The sequence below is a fragment of the Streptomyces sp. NPDC090994 genome (assembly GCF_044768905.1).
Lineage (GTDB): Bacteria > Actinomycetota > Actinomycetes > Streptomycetales > Streptomycetaceae > Streptomyces.
The window spans coordinates 198,914-218,690 of the sequence record NZ_JBIVWS010000005.1 but is presented as its reverse complement, the minus strand read 5'-3'; the positions used below and the strand labels follow the sequence as shown (position 1 = coordinate 218,690).

General features: G+C 72.6%; 17 protein-coding genes. 7 read left to right on the top strand and 10 right to left on the bottom strand.

Annotated features, from left to right (window positions below; genetic code table 11):
• Positions 1–179: 179 nt before the first annotated feature.
• Both glmS and ACIQR3_RS13815 read right to left on the bottom strand, forming a co-directional pair.
• Positions 180–1,997, bottom strand: a complete 1,818-nt coding sequence (gene glmS / locus ACIQR3_RS13820) for a glutamine--fructose-6-phosphate transaminase (isomerizing) (protein ID WP_403538092.1) — start codon at positions 1,995–1,997, stop codon at positions 180–182.
• Between the two features lie 14 nt (positions 1,998–2,011).
• The gene (locus ACIQR3_RS13815) at positions 2,012–2,269 is read right to left on the bottom strand and encodes a hypothetical protein (RefSeq protein WP_215167748.1); all 258 of its coding nucleotides are present in this window, start codon (positions 2,267–2,269) and stop codon (positions 2,012–2,014) included.
• A gap of 165 nt (positions 2,270–2,434) precedes the next feature.
• Here ACIQR3_RS13815 and ACIQR3_RS13810 point away from each other — a divergent pair, with 165 nt between their 5' ends.
• Positions 2,435–4,000, top strand: a complete 1,566-nt coding sequence (locus tag ACIQR3_RS13810; RefSeq protein WP_403538090.1) for a fibronectin type III domain-containing protein — start codon at positions 2,435–2,437, stop codon at positions 3,998–4,000.
• A 3-nt stretch (positions 4,001–4,003) separates the two neighbouring features.
• On the opposite strand, the gene ACIQR3_RS13805 is transcribed toward ACIQR3_RS13810, so the two are convergent.
• The 7 genes from ACIQR3_RS13805 to ACIQR3_RS13775 all read right to left on the bottom strand — a co-directional run bounded on the left by ACIQR3_RS13805 (position 4,004) and on the right by ACIQR3_RS13775 (position 12,428).
• Positions 4,004–4,888 carry a DUF4429 domain-containing protein gene (locus ACIQR3_RS13805; protein WP_403538089.1) on the bottom strand — a complete coding sequence of 295 codons (885 nt, stop codon included), beginning with the start codon at positions 4,886–4,888 and terminating at the stop codon, positions 4,004–4,006.
• 46 nt (positions 4,889–4,934) lie between these two features.
• Entirely contained in the window at positions 4,935–5,444 is a 510-nt protein-coding gene (locus tag ACIQR3_RS13800) for a GNAT family N-acetyltransferase (RefSeq protein ID WP_403538088.1), read from the bottom strand.
• Between the two features lie 161 nt (positions 5,445–5,605).
• On the bottom strand, positions 5,606–6,646 hold the full coding sequence (locus tag ACIQR3_RS13795) for an ABC transporter substrate-binding protein (protein ID WP_403538086.1): 1,041 nt from the start codon (positions 6,644–6,646) through the stop codon (positions 5,606–5,608).
• Between the two features lie 139 nt (positions 6,647–6,785).
• A complete protein-coding gene (locus ACIQR3_RS13790; RefSeq protein ID WP_403538084.1) occupies positions 6,786–7,946 on the bottom strand; it encodes an acyl-CoA dehydrogenase family protein in 1,161 nt (386 codons plus the stop codon).
• 5 nt (positions 7,947–7,951) lie between these two features.
• Positions 7,952–8,884, bottom strand: a complete 933-nt coding sequence (locus ACIQR3_RS13785; RefSeq protein WP_403538083.1) for a hydroxymethylglutaryl-CoA lyase — start codon at positions 8,882–8,884, stop codon at positions 7,952–7,954.
• The gene (locus tag ACIQR3_RS13780) at positions 8,881–10,794 is read right to left on the bottom strand and encodes an acetyl/propionyl/methylcrotonyl-CoA carboxylase subunit alpha (protein WP_403538081.1); all 1,914 of its coding nucleotides are present in this window, start codon (positions 10,792–10,794) and stop codon (positions 8,881–8,883) included. The genes ACIQR3_RS13785 and ACIQR3_RS13780 overlap by 4 nt, the downstream gene beginning before the upstream one ends.
• A gap of 14 nt (positions 10,795–10,808) precedes the next feature.
• Positions 10,809–12,428 (bottom strand): carboxyl transferase domain-containing protein, encoded by a 1,620-nt coding sequence (locus ACIQR3_RS13775; protein WP_403538080.1) that lies wholly within the window; start codon positions 12,426–12,428, stop codon positions 10,809–10,811.
• 82 nt (positions 12,429–12,510) lie between these two features.
• On the opposite strand from ACIQR3_RS13775, the gene ACIQR3_RS13770 reads away from it, so the two are divergent.
• The 4 genes from ACIQR3_RS13770 to ACIQR3_RS13755 all read left to right on the top strand — a co-directional run bounded on the left by ACIQR3_RS13770 (position 12,511) and on the right by ACIQR3_RS13755 (position 16,200).
• The gene (locus ACIQR3_RS13770) at positions 12,511–13,101 is read left to right on the top strand and encodes a TetR/AcrR family transcriptional regulator (protein WP_403538079.1); all 591 of its coding nucleotides are present in this window, start codon (positions 12,511–12,513) and stop codon (positions 13,099–13,101) included.
• A gap of 102 nt (positions 13,102–13,203) precedes the next feature.
• Positions 13,204–14,361 (top strand): acyl-CoA dehydrogenase family protein, encoded by a 1,158-nt coding sequence (locus tag ACIQR3_RS13765; RefSeq protein ID WP_403538077.1) that lies wholly within the window; start codon positions 13,204–13,206, stop codon positions 14,359–14,361.
• Positions 14,362–14,371: 10 nt separating this feature from the next.
• Complete coding sequence (locus tag ACIQR3_RS13760; protein ID WP_403538075.1) at positions 14,372–15,244, top strand: acyl-CoA thioesterase; 873 nt, start codon at positions 14,372–14,374, stop codon at positions 15,242–15,244.
• A 5-nt stretch (positions 15,245–15,249) separates the two neighbouring features.
• Complete coding sequence (locus ACIQR3_RS13755) at positions 15,250–16,200, top strand: cation diffusion facilitator family transporter (protein WP_403538073.1); 951 nt, start codon at positions 15,250–15,252, stop codon at positions 16,198–16,200.
• An 18-nt stretch (positions 16,201–16,218) separates the two neighbouring features.
• On the opposite strand, the gene ACIQR3_RS13750 is transcribed toward ACIQR3_RS13755, so the two are convergent.
• The gene (locus ACIQR3_RS13750) at positions 16,219–17,007 is read right to left on the bottom strand and encodes a phosphatase (RefSeq protein WP_403538071.1); all 789 of its coding nucleotides are present in this window, start codon (positions 17,005–17,007) and stop codon (positions 16,219–16,221) included.
• Positions 17,008–17,127: 120 nt separating this feature from the next.
• Between ACIQR3_RS13750 and speB the strand changes: the two genes are divergently transcribed.
• Positions 17,128–18,096 carry an agmatinase gene (gene speB / locus ACIQR3_RS13745; RefSeq protein WP_403538070.1) on the top strand — a complete coding sequence of 323 codons (969 nt, stop codon included), beginning with the start codon at positions 17,128–17,130 and terminating at the stop codon, positions 18,094–18,096.
• Positions 18,093–19,775 (top strand): thiamine pyrophosphate-binding protein, encoded by a 1,683-nt coding sequence (locus ACIQR3_RS13740; RefSeq protein WP_403538068.1) that lies wholly within the window; start codon positions 18,093–18,095, stop codon positions 19,773–19,775. Before speB ends, ACIQR3_RS13740 begins: the two co-directional genes overlap by 4 nt.
• The last annotated feature ends 2 nt before the right edge of the window (positions 19,776–19,777 follow it).

Below are 19,777 nucleotides of genomic sequence, written 5' to 3'. Positions count from 1 at the left end.
ACCGCCGCGTAGAGGTGTTCGTGCTCTTGCGAAGGGCATAAAGGGGGCACCGACCGGGGAGTGACGGCCGCCGGTCGGCAGCGTCGGCCGGGGAGTCGGGCGGCTTCCCGGCGACCCGGAACGGCCCCCCGCGTGCTGTTGGCACACGTGAGGGGCCGTCTGCTGCGGGGCGGGGAGTCCTACTCCACCGTCACCGACTTGGCCAGGTTGCGCGGCTTGTCGATGTCCCGGCCCAGGGCCAACGCCGTGTGGTAGGCCAGGAGTTGCAGGGGAATGCCCATCAGGATGGGGTCGAGTTCGTCCTCGTTCTTCGGGACGACGATCGTGTGGTCGGCCTTCTCCTGCTCCTGGTGGGCGACCGCGAGGATCTGGCCGCTGCGGGCCTTGATCTCCTCCATCGCGGCGCGGTTCTTCTCCAGCAGGTCGTCGTCGGGGACGATCGCCACCGTGGGCAGGGCCGGCTCGATCAGCGCGAGCGGGCCGTGCTTCAGCTCGGAGGCCGGGTAGGCCTCGGCGTGGATGTACGAGACCTCCTTGAGCTTCAACGACGCCTCGCGGGCCACCGGGTAGCCCCGCACCCGGCCGATGAAGAGCATCGAGCGGGCGTCGGCGTACTGCGCGGCCAGCTTCTTGATGTCCTCCTCCTGCTCCAGCATCTCGGAGATCTGCGCGGGCAGCTTGCGCAGCCCCTCGATGATCCGCTTGCCGTCCCGCACGGACAGGTCGCGGGTGCGGCCCAGGTGCAGGGCGAGCAGCGCGAAGGCGACCGTGGTGTTGGTGAAGCACTTGGTGGAGACGACGCAGACCTCGGGGCCCGCGTGCACGTACATGCCGCCGTCCGCCTCGCGGGCGATGGCCGAGCCGACCACGTTGACGATGCCCAGCACCCGCGCGCCCTTGCGCTTCAGCTCCTGTACGGCGGCCAGTACGTCGTACGTCTCACCGGACTGGGACACGGCGACGTAGAGGGTGTCGGGGTCGACGACGGCGTTGCGGTAGCGGAACTCGGAGGCGGGCTCGGCGTCGGCGGGGATGCGGGCCAGCTCCTCGATCATCTGGGCGCCGATCATGCCCGCGTGGTACGAGGTGCCGCAGCCGAGGATCTTCACGCGCCGGATGCGGCGGGCCTCGCGGGCGTCCAGGTTGAGGCCGCCCAGGTGCACCGTGGAGAAGCGGTCGTCGATCCGGCCGCGCAGGACGCGGTCGACCGCCTCGGCCTGCTCGTGGATCTCCTTGTGCATGTAGGTGTCGTGGCCGCCCATGTCGTAGGAGGCCGCCTCCCACTCCACGGTGGTCGGCTCGGCGGTGGTGCGGGTGCCCTCGGTGGTGTACGTGCGGAAGTCGTCGGCCTTGAGGGTGGCCATCTCGCCGTCGTCGAGGGTGACTATCTGCCGGGTGTGGGTGACCAGCGCGGCGATGTCGGAGGCGACGAACATCTCCTTCTCGCCGATGCCGAGGACGACCGGGGAGCCGTTGCGGGCGACCACGATGCGGTCGGGGAAGTCGGCGTGCATCACCGCGATGCCGTAGGTGCCCTCGATCAGGCGGAGGGTCTCGCGGACGCGGTCCTCCAGCTTCTCGGCGCCCGAACGGGCGATGAGGTGGACGAGGACCTCGGTGTCGGTCTCGGAGAGGAACTCGACGCCCTCCGCCTCCAGCTTGCGGCGCAGCTCGGCGGCGTTGTCGATGATGCCGTTGTGGACGACGGCGACCCGGTCGTCGGCCGACATGTGCGGGTGGGCGTTGACGTCGGAGGGGGCGCCGTGGGTGGCCCAGCGGGTGTGGGCGATGCCGGTGGTGCCCTTGAAGCGCGCCGGGACCTTGGCCTCCAGGTCGCGGACCCGGCCCTTGGCCTTGACCATCTTCAGGCCGGCCGCCTTCGGCGAGGTGACGACGATGCCCGCCGAGTCGTAGCCCCGGTACTCCAGGCGCTGGAGGCCCTCCAGGAGCAGGGGCGCCACGTCGCGCTTCCCGATGTATCCGACGATTCCGCACATAGAAACGCTGTCCCTCAGCCGTAGACGATGCGGCGCAGCTGGCGGAGCGTCAGCTCCGGCGGTGCGACCGCCCGGTATGTGAGTTCCGCCTTGATCCGCTCGAAGATCGTCGCGTTCACCAGGCCCTGGGCCTGGAGTTCGCGGTGGCGGCGACGGACGAATTCCTCGGTCGTCTCGTCGAAGTAGGCGAGCACGTCCTGGACCACGCGCAGTGCCTCGCCCCGGTTGAGGGGCGTGGACCGCGTCAGATGATCAACGAGTTCGTCGTGCACCCGGTAGATCCTGGGGGACAGTCGGCGCCCGCGCAAGAATCCTGCCCGATTTCGGGCACGCACCTGTTGAAACTCTCATGAGAGGCTGTTTGCCGGCTGTCCATCCTGTGGCCGAAAAATCGTTGCCTAGGGAGACGAGTTTCAGTCACCATGGATATTCCTCGTATGGGCGTTCCCGAGCGGCTGGCCGCGCGGATGAGCATGGCCGAGCAGCACGAGTACCTGCGGGCCAGGTTCTCGCGCCGCACGCTGGTGCGGGGCGGGGCGGTCACGCTCGGTGCCGTGGCCGGCGGCGCGTTCGTGGCGGGCGGCACCGCCCGGGCCGCCGTACCGACCCAGCGCACGGCTCCGGCCACCGAGACCGTCGACGGCGCCCTGGTCGCCCCCTTCGGCCGCCACCTCGCCTACGGCAACGACCCGCGCACCGAGATGACCGTCTCCTGGCAGGTCCCGGTCGCCGTCAAGAAGCCGTTCATCCGGATCGGCGCCCACCCCTGGGACCTCTCCCGCAAGATCGACGCCGAGATCCGCACCCTGCACACCCCCGCCGGGGTCGGCGCGAGCGGCGACCACACCCAGTACTACGTGCACGCCAGGCTCAGCCGGCTCAAGCCGGGCCGGACCTACTACTACGGTGTCGGCCACGCCGGTTTCGACCCGGCCGAGGCCCACCTCGCCGGCACCCTCGGCACCTTCACCACGGCCCCCGCCAAGGCGGAGCCGTTCACCTTCACCGCCTTCGGCGACCAGGGCGTCAGCTACCACGGCCTCGCCAACGACGCCCTGATCCTCGCCCAGAACCCCGCCTTCCACCTGCACGCCGGCGACATCGCCTACGGCGACCCGGCCGGGCAGGGCAAGACCTCCGACACCGGCTTCGACTCCCGGGTGTGGGACCAGTTCCTGCACCAGACCGAGTCGGTCGCCAAGTCGGTGCCGTGGATGGTCGCGTACGGCAACCACGACATGGAGGCCTGGTACTCGCCCAACGGCTACGGCGGCGAGGAGGCCCGCTGGGAGCTGCCGGACAACGGCCCGGACAAGACCAACCTCCCCGGCGTCTACTCCTTCACGCACGGCAACACGGCGGTCATCGCACTGGACGCCAACGACATCTCCTTCGAGATCCCGGCCAACCTCGGCATCTCCGGCGGCACCCAGACGACCTGGCTGGAGCGGAAGCTGAAGGCCTACCGGGCCGACCGGGACATCGACTTCATCGTCGTCTTCTTCCACCACTGCGCCTACTGCACCGCCACCGCCCACGCCTCCGAGGGCGGGGTGCGCGACGAGTGGGTGCCGCTCTTCGAGAAGTACACCGTCGACCTGGTCATCAACGGCCACAACCACGTCTACGAGCGCACCGACGTCATCAAGGGCGGCGAGGTCGCCAAGGAACTGCCCATCGGCGGCACCGCCTACCCCGAGACCGAGGGCGTCGTCTACGTCACCGCGGGCGCGGCCGGCAAGAGCCTGTACGCCTTCAGCGCCGACGAGTCCTACGAGGGCGACGTCAAGGACGACGAGTCGGTCTCGTCGTTCGTCTGCGTCGACGGCGGCAAGCAGAGCGAGACCGTCGCCTGGTCGCGGGTGCGCTACCTCGACTACTCCTTCCTGCGCGTCGACGTCACCCCGGCCGCCAAGGGCCGCACGGCCACGCTGAAGGTGCGGGGCATCGCCGAGACCGGCGAGCAGGTCGACCACTTCACGGTGGCCCGCCGGTCCCGGTGAGCGTCACATCCGTTTGAGCACGGCCGCCTTGGCCAGGGCGAACTCGTCGTCGGTCAGGACCCCGTCGCGGTGCAGCTCGCCCAGCTCCCGCAGCCGCCGCAGCAGCGCGTCGTGGTCGTCCTCGGCGGGGGCGGCGGCCGCCGCGGCGGTGCGGGCGGGGGTGCCGGGCGCGTCCCCGGCCGGGCGGCCGGAGGGGTGCGGGAGGCGGGCCTGCACGGCCGCGGCGACCAGGGCCATCAGCGGGTCCTTCTTGAACCCCCACAACTCGACGGCGTTCGGGTCGTACTTGGGCGGGGTCTTGGTCGGCGCCCCGCGGACGGTGAACCGCAGGTGGCCGTTGTCCAGGCCGACCGACGGCAGCCACTCGACGGCGGTGATGTCGGCCAGGGGCAGGACGCGGGAGCCGGCGGCGGCCTTGGCGTCCTCCGTCTTCCAGTTCCACTCCAGGCGGACCCGCTCGCCGTCGAAGGCGGCGGTGCCGTCCCCGGCGGAGACGGAGAGGGGGACGGGCGGGCCCGGCAGCAGGTACTCGCGGACCGGGTCGGCCGGCACCTCGTCCAGGAGCAGCGCGTTGCGGATCTCGTCGGTGAAGTACTCGGCCACGCCGTAGCGGTCGGCCTCGACGATCAGCTGGTACGGGTCGTGCGGCTCGGTGAGCCGGCCGCCGGTGGCGTGCAGCAGGGGGTCGGCGCCGTCGCGCAGCCTGAGGCGCAGCCGTCCGGCCTTCCTGCCCTGCTCGAAGGAGATGCCCGCCAACGCGCCCAGGGGTACGACGAGTTCGCCCAGTTCCCTGCGGAGCAGGCCGACGCTCCGGTCCCGGCCGGGCGTCAGGCGCAGGGCGTCCCCGTCGAAGGCCCAGGTGCCGTCCTTCTGGATGATTTCCGCCATGCGGGGATTGTCCCCCGGCGCGGGCCCCGCGGGGGAGGGTGCTCGCTCACGCGGCCATCGCGGTCGTCGGGGTCGTCGCGGTCGTCGGGAGTGTCTTGGTGCTCGTCGCGGTCGTCGCGGTCGTCGCGTAGAACTCCTCCCGGGTGCGGAAGGCGAGGGGGGCTTTGTGCTCCGTCGCCGCGCCGGCCGCGTCCGGGGCGAGGACGACGCGGCGGACGGCCGGGTCCGCGAAGAGGTGGGTCAGGGCGGCCCTGAGCAGCAGGCCGGGCACGGGGTTGTAGGCCGGGGAGGCGAGGAGGTGCAGGCCGATGTCGCCGGGCTCGGACTCGTGCAGCACGGCCGGGTCGTAGGTCTCCATGAGGAAGACGGGCACGCCGCAGCGCAGGCCCAGCAGGGCGTGGTGGCGCTCGTCGGCGGCGATCCGCATGCAGGCGCGCTCGACGTCCACCAGTTTCGCGTCCCGCGCCAGCCAGAAGGCGGCCTGCGGGTGCGTGACCCACCGGTGCACCAGCGCGGCGTCCTTCAGCGGATCCAGGGGACGGAAGGTGAAGGTCACGGGAGTCTCCTCCGGTCGGCTTACTCGGTTACTTAGGTAAGCCTAACCTAACTAACCTTCGGGGGAGTGGCAACAGGTGACCGGAACGCACCGAGCCGCCTCGTCCGGCGGGACGGGCGGCTACGGGCGGCTACGGGCGGCTCGAACGGGAGAGGGGCGGGTCAGCTGACCTTCTTGGCCTTCTCGATGGCTTCCGCGAGGTTCGTCAGCAGCGGCGTGCACTTGTCGTAGGACAGGATCGGCTCGGGGGAGCGGGAGATGACCTGGCCGGCCTTGACCGCGGGCAGCTTCTTCCAGGTGCCCTCGGTGATGTCGGCCGGCTGGGTGGTCGAGGAACGGTCGTCCATGATGATGACGTCCGCCGCGTACTTGTCGACGTTCTCCCAGCTCAGCGACTCGTACCAGCCGCCGGTCGCCTTCTTGGCGGCCTCCGAGGGCTCGACGAAGTTCACGCCGAGGGCCTTGAAGTACTCCAGGTCGACCGAGAGGTTGGTGCCGGAGACGTAGAACAGGTCGGGGCTCGCGGAGCCCGCCAGCACCTTGATCTCGGGGCGGGCCTTGGCCGCCGCGCGCAGCCGCTCGGCGGCGGCCTCGAAGTCCTTCTTCGCCTGGACGGTCTTGGCCGCCTTCATGTCGGCGCCCAGCGACTCGGCCAGCTCCCACATCCGCTGGAGCGGCTCGGTGAGCTGCCGGTCGAAGACGGAGACCGCGACGCTCGGGGCCAGCTTGGCGATCTTGTCCTTGGACTCCTCCGGGACCGCCCACAGGGTGCCCGCGTCGTCGAACGTCGTGGTGATCAGCAGCTCGGGGGCGAGGGCGGCGTACTTCTCGACGTTGAACTTGCCCCAGGCGTTGCCGAGGACGGTCACCTTGCTGACGTCCATGTCGCCGGCCTGGACGTCGGCCTTGCCGTCCTTCGTCGTCGTCGGCCCGAAGACGCCCTTGACCTGGACGCCGTAGTCCCAGAGCGCGGCGGCGACGCCGGTGAAGGCGACGATGCTCGTGGGGACCTGGTCCAGCTTCACGGTGGTGCCGCGGTCGTCCTTGAACGACCAGGGGCCGGACGCGGCGGCTTTTCCGTCCGCCGAGCCACCGTTCTCGTCGTCGCTGCCGCAGGCCGTGAGCGCGGCACCGAGGCCGAGGGCGCCGCCGGCCGCGAGGATGCCGCGACGGGTGAAGTGGGTGGCTCTGGCGTTGGACATGCGTGGCTCGTTTCGAACGGGGCGGAGCGTCCGCCGGACAATTCGAAGGTAGGTTAGCCTAACCTCAGATCATTTTGTCCAGAGTTCCGCTCCAGGGTTTCGCTCCAGAGTTCCGTTCCGGGGTTCCGCGTCCCCGGCCTCAGCTCACCAGGCCCAGCTCCCGCGCGATCAGCATCCGCTGCACCTCGCTGGTCCCCTCGCCGATCTCCAGGATCTTGGAGTCCCGCCACATCCGGGCGACCGGGTACTCGTTCATGAACCCGTACCCGCCGTGGATCTGCGTGGCGTCCCGGGCGTTGTCCACCGCGACCGTCGACGAGTACAGCTTCGCCAGCGCCGCCTCCTTCTTGAACGGCTCGCCCGCCACCAGCCGCGACGCCGCGTCCCGCCAGGCCAGCCGGGCGGTGTGCGCCTTCATCTCCATGTCCGCGATCTTGAACTGGATCGCCTGGTTGGCCCCGATGGGCCGCCCGAAGGCGTGCCGCTCCTTGGCGTACTTCACCGACTCGTCCACACAGCCCTGGGCCAGGCCGGTGGCCAGCGCGGCGATCGCGATCCGGCCCTCGTCGAGGATGCGCAGGAACTGGGCGTAGCCCCGGCCCTGTTCGCCCAGCAAGTTGCGGGCCGGTACCCGGACGTCCTCGAAGGACAGCTCCCGGGTGTCCGAGGCGTTCCAGCCGACCTTGGAGTACGGCGGGGCGACGGTGAAGCCGGGGGTGCCCGACGGCACGATGATCGCGGAGATGCGCGGGGAACCGTCCGGCTTGCGGCCGGTGACCGCCGTGACCGTGACCAGGCCGGTGATGTCGGTGCCGGAGTTGGTGATGAAGCACTTGGTGCCGTTGATCACCCACTCGCCGGACGCCTCGTCCAGCCGGGCCGTCGTCCGGGTCGCCCCCGCGTCCGAGCCGCCGTCCGGCTCGGTCAGCCCGAAGGCGCCGAGGATCTCGCCGGAGCACAGCTTCGGCAGCCAGGTCCGCTTCTGCTCCTCGGTGCCGAACAGGTGGACCGGCATCGCGCCCAGCGAGACGCCGGCCTCCAGCGTGATGGCCACCGAGGAGTCCACCCGGGCCAGTTCCTCCAGGGCGATGCCGAGGGCGAGGTAGTCGCCGCCCATCCCGCCGTACTCCTCGGGGAAGGGCAGGCCGAACAGGCCCATCCGGGCCATCTCGCGGACGATCTCGTACGGGAACTCGTGCCGCTCGTAGAAGTCGCCGATCTTGGGGGCCACCACGTCGTGGGCGAACTCCTCGACGGTGCGGCGCAGTTCTTCCAGTTCGGGGGAGAGCCGGTGGTCCATCCTGATCACTGGTCCTTGTGGGAGAGGGCACGGACGGTGCGGGACGGGCTGGGGCGGTCGAGGTGGGCGGCCATCCACACGCTGGTGGCGGCCAGGCGGTCGAGGTCGACGCCGGTGTCGATGCCGAGGCCGCGCAGCATCCACACCAGGTCCTCGGTGGCCAGGTTGCCCGTGGCGGACCTGGCGAACGGGCAGCCGCCGAGGCCGCCGGCGGAGGCGTCGACGGTGGTGACGCCCCGTTGGAGCGCGGCGAGGGTGTTGGCCAGGGCCTGGCCGTAGGTGTCGTGGAAGTGGACGCCGATCGCGTCCACGGGGACGCCCTGGCCGGTCAGCGCGTCCAGCAGGGCGGTGACGTGTCCGGGCGTCGCGACGCCGATGGTGTCGCCGAGGCTCAGCTCGTCGCAGCCGAGGTCCAGCAGGGCCCGGCAGACCCGGACCACCCGCGGGACGGGGACCGCGCCCTCCCAGGGGTCGCCGAAACACATCGACAGATAGCCGCGTACGTGCACGCCGGCGGCCTTGGCGCGGGCCACCACCGGGGCGAACATGGCCAGCGACTCGTCCACCGAGCGGTTGAGGTTGGCCTGGGCGAAGGACTCGGTGGCGCTGGCGAAGACGGCGACCCGGCGGGCGCCGAGGGCGAGGGCCCGGTCCAGGCCGCGTTCGTTGGGGACCAGGACGGGGAGGGCGACCGGGAGGGCGGAGACCTGCGGGAACAGGGCCTCCGCGTCGGCCAGTTGGGGCACCCACTTCGGGTGCACGAAGCTCGTCGCCTCGACGGTCGTCAGGCCCGACTCGGCCAGGCGGCGCACGAACTCGGCCTTGACCTCCGTCGGGACGGTCGCCTTCTCGTTCTGGAGGCCGTCGCGGGGGCCGACCTCGTGGATGCGGACCCGGGTGGGCAGACCGGGCGCCGGGACGGTCATGGGGAGCGTCATGGGGCCACCTCCGCGGGGGCGATGACCGCCAGTACCTGGTCCATGGCGACCGTGGTGCCGGGGGAGACGTCGAGTTCGGTGACCGTGCCGGCGTGCGGGGCGGAGACGACGTGCTCCATCTTCATCGCCTCGACCACCAGCAGGCTCTGCCCGGCGGCCACCTCGTCGCCGACGGCGGCCTTCACCACCGTCACCGTCCCCGGCATGGGCGCGGTGAGCGAGTCGGTGCCCGCGTGCGCCGCCCGGGTGAGGGAGGCGGCGACCGGGTCGTGGTCCCGTACCTGCCAGGCGTCGCCGTCCCGGCCGAGCCAGTCGCCGGCCCGGTGGAAGGTGTGCCGGACGCCGTCCAGGGTGACGGTGACGGTGTCGTCGGTGACGGTGTGGGTGCCGCGCGGGGTGTACTCGACCGGGTCGGTCACCCGCAGGTGGAAGGAGGGCGGCTTCGGCTCCCCGCCCAGCCGCCACCCGCTGGGCCCCGCGAACGGGTCCGTCCAGCCGTCGCCCTTCGGCGCCAGCGCGTCCAGCCGTACGGCCGCCGCCGCCTCGTACACCTCCTCCGGTACGCCGTCGGGGGTCAGGCCGTCCGCCTCGCGCTCCACCAGCCCGGTGTCCAACTCGCCCGCCACCACCGCCGGGTGGGCGAGCAGCCGCCGCAGGAACCCGGCGTTGGTCGGCACCCCCAGCGTCACCGTCCGGGCGAGGGCGGCGCGCAGCTTGCGCAGGGCCGTCTCCCGGTCCGGGCCGTGGGCGATCACCTTGGCCAGCATCGGGTCGTAGCGGCTGCCGACCTCGGTGCCCTCGCTCAGCCCGGAGTCGGTGCGCACGCCGTCGCCGCGCGGCTCGCGCAGCCGCAGCACGGTGCCGCCGGTCGGCAGGAAGCCCCGCGCGGGGTCCTCGGCGCTCAGCCGGGCCTCCACCGCGTGCCCGGTGAGCCGGACGTCGGCCTGGCCGAAGCCGAGCTTCTCCCCGGCCGCGACCCTGAGCTGCCACTCCACCAGGTCCAGGCCGGTGACGTACTCGGTGACCGGGTGCTCCACCTGGAGGCGGGTGTTCATCTCCATGAAGCAGTACGCGGACGGATCGGCGCCGGGGACGATGAACTCCACCGTGCCCGCGCCCCGGTAGCCGCAGGAACGGGCCGCCCGCACGGCCGCCTCGCCCATCGCGGCGCGCGTCGCCTCGTCGAGCAGCACGCTGGGCGCCTCCTCGACGATCTTCTGGTGCCGGCGCTGGAGGGAGCACTCCCGCTCGCCGAGGTGGACGACGTTGCCGTGGCCGTCGGCCAGCACCTGGATCTCGATGTGCCGGGGCCGGTCGATCCACCGCTCCACCAGCAGCGTGTCGTCCCCGAAGGAGGCGCGGGCCTCCCGGCGGGCCGCGGCGATCTCCTCCTCCAGCAGCGCGAGGTCCCGCACCAGCCGCATGCCCTTGCCGCCGCCGCCCGCCGACGGCTTGAGCAGCACGGGCGCGCCGAGCGCGCGGGCCGCCTCGGTGACGGAAGGGTCCCGTCCGCCCGGGACCACCGGGACGCCGGCCGCCGCCACCGTCTCCTTGGCCCGGATCTTGTCGCCCATCAGGGCGATCGCGTCGGCGGGCGGCCCGATGAAGACCAGCCCCGCCGCCGCGCAGGCCCGCGCGAAACCGGCGTTCTCCGCCAGGAAGCCGTACCCCGGGTGGACGGCCTGCGCGCCCGTCCGCTCGGCGGCCTCCAGCAGCCGCTCGACGGACAGATAGCTCTCCGCCGCCGGCGCCGGGCCGATCCGTACGGCCTCGTCGGCCTCCCGGACGTGCCGGGCGCCCGCGTCCGCGTCGGAGAAGACGGCCACCGAGCGCACGCCCAGCGCGCGCAGCGTGCGGATCACGCGGACGGCGATCTCGCCCCGGTTGGCCACGAGTACGGTGTCGAACATCCTCGTTCTCCCCCTCACATCCGGAAGACGCCGAACCGGGGTTCACCCAGCGGCGCCTGGGCACACGCGGTCAGGGCCAGTCCCAGCACCTGCCGGGTCTCCAGCGGGTCGATGACCCCGTCGTCCCACAGCCGGGCGGTGGCGTAGTAGGCGTTGCCCTGCCGCTCGTACTGCTCGCGCACCGGCGCCTTGAACGCCTCTTCCTCCTCGGCCGGCCACTCCTCGCCGCGCGCCTGGAGCTGGTCCCGCTTGACGGTCGCCAGCACGGAGGCGGCCTGCTCGCCGCCCATCACGGAGATCTTGGCGCCGGGCCACATCCACAGGAAGCGCGGCGAGTAGGCCCGGCCGCACATCGAGTAGTTCCCGGCGCCGTACGAGCCGCCGATCACGACCGTCAGCTTCGGTACGCGGGTGCAGGCGACGGCGGTGACCATCTTGGCGCCGTGCTTGGCGATGCCGCCCGCCTCGTAGTCCTTGCCGACCATGAACCCCGAGATGTTCTGGAGGAACACCAGCGGGATGCCGCGCTGGTCGCACAGCTCGATGAAGTGGGCGCCCTTCTGGGCGGACTCGGAGAACAGGATGCCGTTGTTGGCGACGATGCCGACCGGATGGCCGTGGACGTGGGCGAACCCGGTCACCAGGGTCTGCCCGAACTCGGCCTTGAACTCCGCGAACCGCGAGCCGTCCACCACCCGCGCGATGACCTCCCGCACGTCGTAGGGCGTGCGCGAGTCGGCCGGGACGACGCCGTACAGCCCGTACGGGTCCACCTTCGGCTCCGCCACCGGGCGCACCTCCCAGGGCGGCGCCCCGCGCGCGGGCAGCGTGTCCACGATGGTCCGCACGATGCGCAGGGCGTGCGCGTCGTCCTCGGCGAGGTGGTCGGCGACGCCCGACACCCGCGCGTGCACCTCGCCGCCGCCCAGTTCCTCCGCCGTCACCACCTCGCCGGTGGCCGCCTTCACCAGCGGCGGACCGCCCAGGAAGATCGTGCCCTGGCCGCGCACGATGACCGCCTCGTCGCTCATCGCCGGGACGTACGCCCCGCCCGCCGTGCAGGACCCGAGGACGGCGGCGATCTGCGGGATGCCCGCGCCGGACATCCGGGCCTGGTTGTAGAAGATCCGCCCGAAGTGCTCCCGGTCCGGGAAGACCTCGTCCTGCATCGGCAGGAAGGCGCCGCCGGAGTCCACCAGGTACAGACACGGCAGCCGGTTCTCCAGGGCCACCTCCTGGGCGCGCAGGTGCTTCTTCACGGTCATCGGGTAGTACGTGCCGCCCTTGACCGTGGCGTCGTTGGCGACGATCACGCACTCCCGGCCGCTGACCCGGCCGATCCCGGCGATCACCCCGGCCGCCGGGGCCTGCCCGTCGTACATCCCCTCCGCCGCCAGCGGCGCCAGCTCCAGGAACGGGGAGCCGGCGTCGAGCAGGCGGTCCACGCGCTCGCGCGGGAGCAGCTTGCCGCGGGCGGTGTGCCGGGCGCGGGCCCGCTCGCCGCCGCCGAGACGGGCCGCCGCCAGTCTGCTCCGCAGCTCCTCGACGAGGGCGCGCTGTGCCGCGTCGTTGGCCTGGAACGCCTCCGACGCGGGGTCGGCCGCGGTGGACAGCTCCGGCGCCTCGTCGTGCATCTCACGCCCCCTTGGTTAATGGCCGTTAACACGTATGTTCCACAGGTTAACGAGCGCTAACCTCGCTGTCTAGAATTGGCTCATGGCCACGAGAACCGACGCCCCCACCCGCCGCGAGCAGATCCTCAAGGAGGCCGCGCGGCTCTTCGCCGAGCGCGGGTTCCACGGGGTGGGCGTGGACGAGATAGGAGCGGCGGTCGGCATCAGCGGGCCGGGTCTGTACCGGCACTTCGCCGGCAAGGACGCGATGCTCGCCGAGCTGCTGGTGGGCATCAGCGGTCAGCTCCTGACGGGTGCGAAGCGGCGGCTGGCCGAGGCCGGTGACGGCGCCCCGGAGGCGGTCCTCGACTCGCTCGTCGAGGGGCACATCGACTTCGCGCTCGACGACCGCCCGCTCATCACCCTGCACGACCGCGAGCTGGACCGCCTCCGGGACAGCGACCGCAAGCTGGTGCGGCAGCTGCAACGGCAGTACGTGGAGCTGTGGGTGGGGGTGGTGCGGGAGGCGTACCCGTCCCTCGCGGAGCCCGCCGCACGGGCGGCGGTGCACGCGGTGTTCGGCCTGCTGAACTCGACGCCCCACCTGGGCAGGCCCTCGCGGGCGGCGACGGCGGGGCTGCTGCACCGGATGGCGCGGGGGGCGTTCGCCGCGGCGGGGGGCGCCCGCGCGTGACGCGCGTTACTGGGTGCCCGCTCTGGACTCCCGTCCCTACCCGCCGGTACCGTTGGGTCTGAGCAAGCGCTTAGATATACGTACCCCTGGAGGTGGGCGCCCGTGCGCCGTACGGTGTTCAACGAGGATCACGAGGCGTTCCGGGAGACCCTGCGCGCCTTCATCGAGGCCGAGGTCGTGCCGGAGTACGACAAGTGGTTCACCGAGGGCATCGTGCCCCGCGAGTTCTACTACAAGCTCGCCGAGCTGGGCCTGTTCGGCATCAACGTGCCGGAGGAGTTCGGCGGCGCCGGGCTGGAGAGCCACAAGTTCGAGGCCGTCCAGTACGAGGAGACCGCCCGCGCCGGCGTCACCTTCGGCGGCTCCGGCGTGCACGTGCTGCTCGCCCTGCCGTACATCAAGATGCTCGCCACCGAGGAGCAGAAGAAGCGGTTCCTGCCCAAGTTCGTCTCCGCCGAGGAGATGTGGGCGATAGCGATGACCGAGCCGGGCACCGGCTCCGACCTCGCGGGCATGAAGTCCACCGCCAAGCTGAGCGAGGACGGCACGCACTACGTCCTCAACGGCGCCAAGACCTTCATCACCGGCGGCGTCCACGCCGACCGCGTCATCGTCTGCGCCCGCACCGCCGCGCCCACGGCGGAGGACCGCCGGTTCGGCATCTCCCTGTTCGCCGTCGACACCAAGTCCGAGGGCTACTCGGTCGGCCGCAAGCTCGACAAGCTCGGCCTGAAGACCTCCGACACCGCGGAGCTGGCCTTCGTCGACGTCAAGGTGCCGGTGGAGGACCTCCTCGGCGAGGAGAACAAGGGCTTCTACTACCTCGGCGCCAACCTGCCCTCCGAGCGCTGGGGCATCGCCTACGGCGCGTACGCGCAGGCCAAGGCGGCGGTGCGGTTCGCCAAGGAGTACGTCCAGGACCGGACCGTCTTCGGCAAGACCGTCGCGTCCTTCCAGAACACCAAGTTCGAACTGGCCGCCTGCCAGGCCGAGGTGGACGCCGCCGAGGCGGTCGCCGACCGCGCCCTGGAGGCCCTGGACGCCGGTGAGCTGACCGCCGCCGAGGCCGCCGGCGCCAAGCTGTTCTGCACCGAGGTCGCCCACCGCGTCATCGACCGCTGCCTCCAGCTGCACGGCGGCTACGGCTACATGAACGAGTACCCGATCGCCCGCCTGTACGCCGACAACCGCGTCAACCGCATCTACGGCGGCACCAGCGAGGTCATGAAGATGATCATCGCGAAGAACATGGGCCTGTGACCCGCACGGTATGAGCGAGGCACTGGACAACCTGCTCGATCTGCTCGACCTGGAGCGGATCGAGCAGGACATCTTCCGCGGCCGGTCCCGGTCCGCCGTCGTCCCCCGGGTCTTCGGCGGGCAGGTGGCCGCCCAGGCGATGGTCGCCGCCGGACGCACGGTCCCCGCCGACCGGCCCGCGCACTCCCTGCACGCGTACTTCCTGCGCCCCGGCGACCCGGACGCCCCCATCGTCTACGAGGTCGACCGGCTCCGCGACGGCCGCTCCTTCACCACCCGCCGCGTCGTCGCCGTCCAGCACGGCAAGCCGATCTTCACCCTGTCGGCGTCCTTCCAGACGTACGAGGACGGCCTCGACCACCAGGCGCCGATGCCGCCCGCCCCGGACCCGGCGACGCTGCCCACCCACGCCGACCGGCTGCGCTCCTACCCCCACCTGCCGGCCGAGACCGTCGAACGGTTCCTGGAGGCCCGCGCCGCCGTCGACCTGCGGTACGTCGACGACCCGCCCTACGGCGACTACGGCACCCCGCGCGAGCCGCACTCCCAGGTCTGGTTCCGCACCGACGGCAAACTGGCCGACGACCCCCTCCTGCACGTCGTCCTCGCCACCTACGTCTCCGACATGACCCTGCTCGACTCCGTGCTCCTCGCGCACGGCCGGGGCGGCTGGGCCGTCGGTGACGTCGTCGGCGCCTCCCTGGACCACGCCATGTGGTTCCACCGCCCGTTCCGCGCCGACGAATGGCTGCTCTACGACCAGCAGTCGCCGTCGGCCTCCGGCGGCCGGGGCCTGGGCCAGGCCCGGATCCACACCCAGGACGGGCACCTCGCGGTGACGGTCATCCAGGAAGGCGTGATCCGCGTCCCTCGGGAACACTGAGAGGCATGGCGCGACCGGAACGGGACGAGACCACGGGCGGCGGCGAGAGCACCTTCACGGTGATCGTCGCCGCCCTCGCCAATCTGGGCATCGCCCTCGCCAAGGCGGTGGCCGGCGTGATCAGCGGCTCCAGCGCGATGCTGTCGGAGGCCGCGCACTCGCTCGCCGACACCGTCACCGAGGTGCTGCTGCTGACCTCCCTGAAACGCAGCGTCCGCCCCGCCGACGAGGACCACCCCCTCGGCCACGGCCCCGAACGCTGGATCTGGGCCCTGCTCGCCGCCGTCGCCACCTTCGTCGGCGGCGCCGTCTTCTCCTTCTACGACGGCCTGCACACCCTCACCCACGGCGAGGAACCCGGCGACCCGCTCATCGCGTACATCGTCCTGGCGCTCGCCTTCCTGCTGGAGGGCTACTCCCTGCGCACCGGTCTCCAGCAGGCCCGCGGCGCGGCCGCCCGCGCCCGGGTGCCGTTCGGGCGCTATCTGCGCCGCACCCCCGACACCGCCGTGAAGGCCGTCGTCATGGAGGACTCCGCCGCCCTGATCGGCCTCGTCCTCGCCGCCGGCGGACTGCTCGGCGGACAGCTCACCGGCTCCGGCGTGTGGGACGGCGTCGCGTCCCTGTGCATCGGCGCCCTGCTGCTTTACGTCGCCTGGGTGCTCGGCCGCTCCAACGCGGAGTTCCTCATCGGCCGCCCGCTCCCCCCGGCCGTGCGGGAACGCATCCGGGCCGAGCTGCTGGCCGAGGACGACATCGACGCCGTCCTGGAACTGACCACCCTCGTCCAGGGCCCCCGGGAGGCCCTGGTCGCCGCCAAGGTCGACTTCCGGGACGGGGCGACCGCCGACCGGATCGAGTGGACCTGCGAACGGGCCGAGCGGCGGCTGCGGGCCGAGCTGCCGATGGTGCGCCGGGTCTATCTGGACCCGACGCCCGGCGCACGCGAGCCCTAGGAAAGCCCTGGGGCAGCCTCAGGCCAGCCCCGCCTCCGCCAGCAGATACGCCGTCATCGGGTCGTAGTAGCGCGGGCTGAGGACGTGGTCGTCGAGCGGGACGGTGACCTGTACGGTCCCCTCCGCCTCGGCGAGGAACAGCGCCGGGTCGTTGCAGTCGGCGTACCCGCAGGAGTCGACGCCGTGCTGCCCGGCGTAGCCCGCCCAGCCGTGGTCGGCGACGACCAGGTCGGGCAGCGGGCGGCCCGCGCGCTCCAGGCCGGTGAGGATCGCCCTCATCGGTTCGCCCGAGTGGGTGTGCCACAGCGTGGCGCCGTGCTCCAGCACCGCCACGTCCGCGAACTGCATGACGTACCCCTCGTCCGTCTGCAGCCCCTCCGGGATGACGACGATCTCGCAGCCGGCGGCGCGCAGCGCGGCGGCCGTCGCCCGGTGCACGTCCAGCAGGCCGCCGGGGTGGCCGGTGGCGAACAGCACCCGCTGCGCGCTGTCGGCGGCCTTGCGCAGCCGCCCGGCCAGCCGCTCCAGCGCGGCCACGGTCAGCTCGGGGTCGATGGTGTCCTGGCCGTGGCGGAACTCGGCGTCGTCGACGACGCCCACCCGCTCCGCCATCACCGCGAGCACGTCCTGCTCGTCGCTCCAGCGGTCGCCCAGCTCCAGGCCGAGCCAGTAGTGGCGGTCGCCGTTCGCGAGCTTCCGGTAGTGCGCGAGGTTGTTCTCGCGGGGGGTGGCGACGTCGCCCGCGATACGGGTACGGACGAGGTGATCGACGAGTTCGGCACGGCTGGGTGTCCCGGGTATCGGCATGACTCCCATTGTGAGGCAGCCGTCTGTGGGCGTCTGCGCCATGTCACCCGCTGGGACGGAGCACCCGGGCCCACGCAACGCGCACTTCGCTGTCGCTTTCCGGCCACTTACAGTCTGGGTATGAGCAACAACGACACCCCTCGCGGTCCCGTCGACTCCTCCCGCGTCCCGCGCTACGCGGGCCCCGCGACCTTCGCCCGGCTGCCCCGTCTGGACGAGGTCGGCCGCGCGGACGTCGCCGTGGTGGGCGTGCCGTTCGACTCCGGCGTCTCCTACCGGCCCGGCGCCCGGTTCGGCGGCAACGCCATCCGCGAGGCGTCCCGGCTGCTGCGCCCCTACAACCCGGCGCAGGACGCCTCGCCCTTCGCGCTCGCCCAGGTCGCGGACGCCGGTGACATCGCCGTCAACCCGTTCGACATCCACGAGGCCGTGGAGACCGTCGAGGCGGCGGCCGACGACCTGCTCGCCGGCGGCGCCCGCCTGATGACCCTCGGCGGCGACCACACCATCGCGCTGCCCCTGCTGCGCGCGGTCGCCCGGAAGCACGGCCCCGTCGCCCTGCTCCACTTCGACGCCCACCTCGACACCTGGGACACCTACTTCGGCGCCGAGTACACCCACGGCACCCCCTTCCGCCGCGCCGTCGAGGAGGGCATCCTCGACACCTCCGCCCTCTCCCACGTCGGCACCCGCGGCCCGCTCTACGGCAAGCGGGACCTCACCGACGACGAGAAGATGGGCTTCGGCATCGTCACGTCGGCGGACGTCATGCGGCGCGGCGTCGACGAGGTCGCCGACCAGCTGCGCGGGCGCGTCGGCGACCGCCCGCTCTACGTCTCCGTCGACATCGACTGCCTCGACCCGGCCCACGCGCCCGGCACCGGCACCCCCGAGGCCGGCGGCATGACCTCCCGCGAACTGCTGGAGATCCTGCGCGGCCTGGCGCCCTGCAACCTGGTGTCGGCGGACGTCGTCGAGGTGGCCCCCGCCTACGACCACGCGGAGATCACGTCGGTGGCGGCCTCCCACACCGCGTACGAACTGACCACGCTCATGTCCCGCCGGATCGCGGAGGACCGCTCCCAGTGACGCACGACCACGACGTGGTACTCAGCCCGACCCCCGCCCAGACCCGGGCCGCGCTGCACCCGCCCGCCGGCCGCACCGGCTGTGACCTGGTCCTGGAGACGCTCGCCGGGCTCGGCGCGACCACCGTCTTCGGCCTGCCCGGCCGGCACGCGCCCGGCGTCCTCGACGCGCTGCGCCGCTCCGGCCTGCGCTGCTTCGGCCTGCGGGCGGAGGACAACGCCGGTTACGCCGCCGACGCCTACGGCCGGATCACCGGCGAGGCCGCCCCGCTGCTGCTGCCCGCCGGACCGGGCGCGCTGATGTCGCTGGCCGCGCTCCAGGAGGCACGGGCGGCCTCCGCACCCGTCCTGGCGATCGGCAGCCAGGCGGCGGCGGCCGGTCCGGGCGGCGGACGCCCCGGCCACCCGCACGGACTCGCCGGCCAGGCCGCCTCCTTCCGGGGCGTGGTGAAGTCCGTCCACACCGCGCGCACCCAGTCCCAGATCCCGTCCGCGATCGCGGAGGCCTGGAAGTCGGCGCTGACCGCCCCGCACGGTCCCGTCTGGGTGGAGATCCCGGCCGACGTGCTGGGCGCCGGGACACCGCTGCCGGTGGTGACGGGCGTCGACGCCACCCCCGAGGAACTGGTCCCCCGGGTGGAGCTGACGGCCGTCGCCGCCGACCTGCTGACCCGCGCCGAGCGCCCGGTGGTCGTCGCGGGCGGGGGAGTGGTCCGCGCCGACGCCGCGCGCAAGCTCCGCCAGCTCGCGGAACGCCTCGACGCCCCCGTCGTCACCACCTCCGGCGGCAAGGGCGCCTTCCCCTGGACCCACCCGCTGTCCCTTCAGTCCTGGCTGGAGGACCCGCACACCACCGACTTCCTGGAGGACGCCGACGTCCTGCTCGTCGTCGGCTCGGGCCTGGGCGGACTCTCCTCCGGCCACCGTGCCTTCCGCCCCCGCGGCCGGATCGTCCAGATCGAGGCCGACCTCGGCACACTGGAGTCCGGCCACCCCGCCCTCGGCATCCACGCCGACGCCCGCCTCGCCCTCCAGGCCCTCCTGGAGACGACCGGCGAACGCACCGACCCGACCGCCCCCGAACGGGTACGGGCCCTGCTCGACCGCGTCCACGGCCGGCTCGCCGCCCAGCAACTCACCCTGGAACAGGACGTCCTGGCCGCCGTGCGCCGCGCCCTGCCCGCCGCCGCGCCCTCCTTCTGGGACATGACGGCCCTCACCCACTGGGCCTGGTCGGCCTTCGACGCCAAGGCGGGCGCCATGCACTCCGCCCAGGGCGCCGGCGGCCCCGGCTACGCCTTCCCCGCCGCCCTCGGCGCGGCGGCGGCCGACCCGACCCGCCCGGTGCTGGCGGTGTCGGGCGACGACGGCGCGCTCCGCTCCCTCGCCGAACTGGCCACGGCCCGGCAGTACGGCCTGGACGTCACCTGGCTGATCGTCGACGGCGGCGGCCACGGCGTCCCGCGCGCGCACCTGACCGACGCGGACGGGCGGCCGACGGCGACGGAGCTGCCCGGCCCCGACTACGCGGCCCTGGCCGAGTCGTTCGGCGTCCCGGGCGTACGGAGCTCGCCCGGGACGCTGGAGGCCGACCTCGCCGGAGCCCTGGCGACGCCCGGACCGTCGGTGGTCGTCCTCCCGGCGGCCCTGCGGACGTTCGCGCCGGACCACCTGGCCTGAAC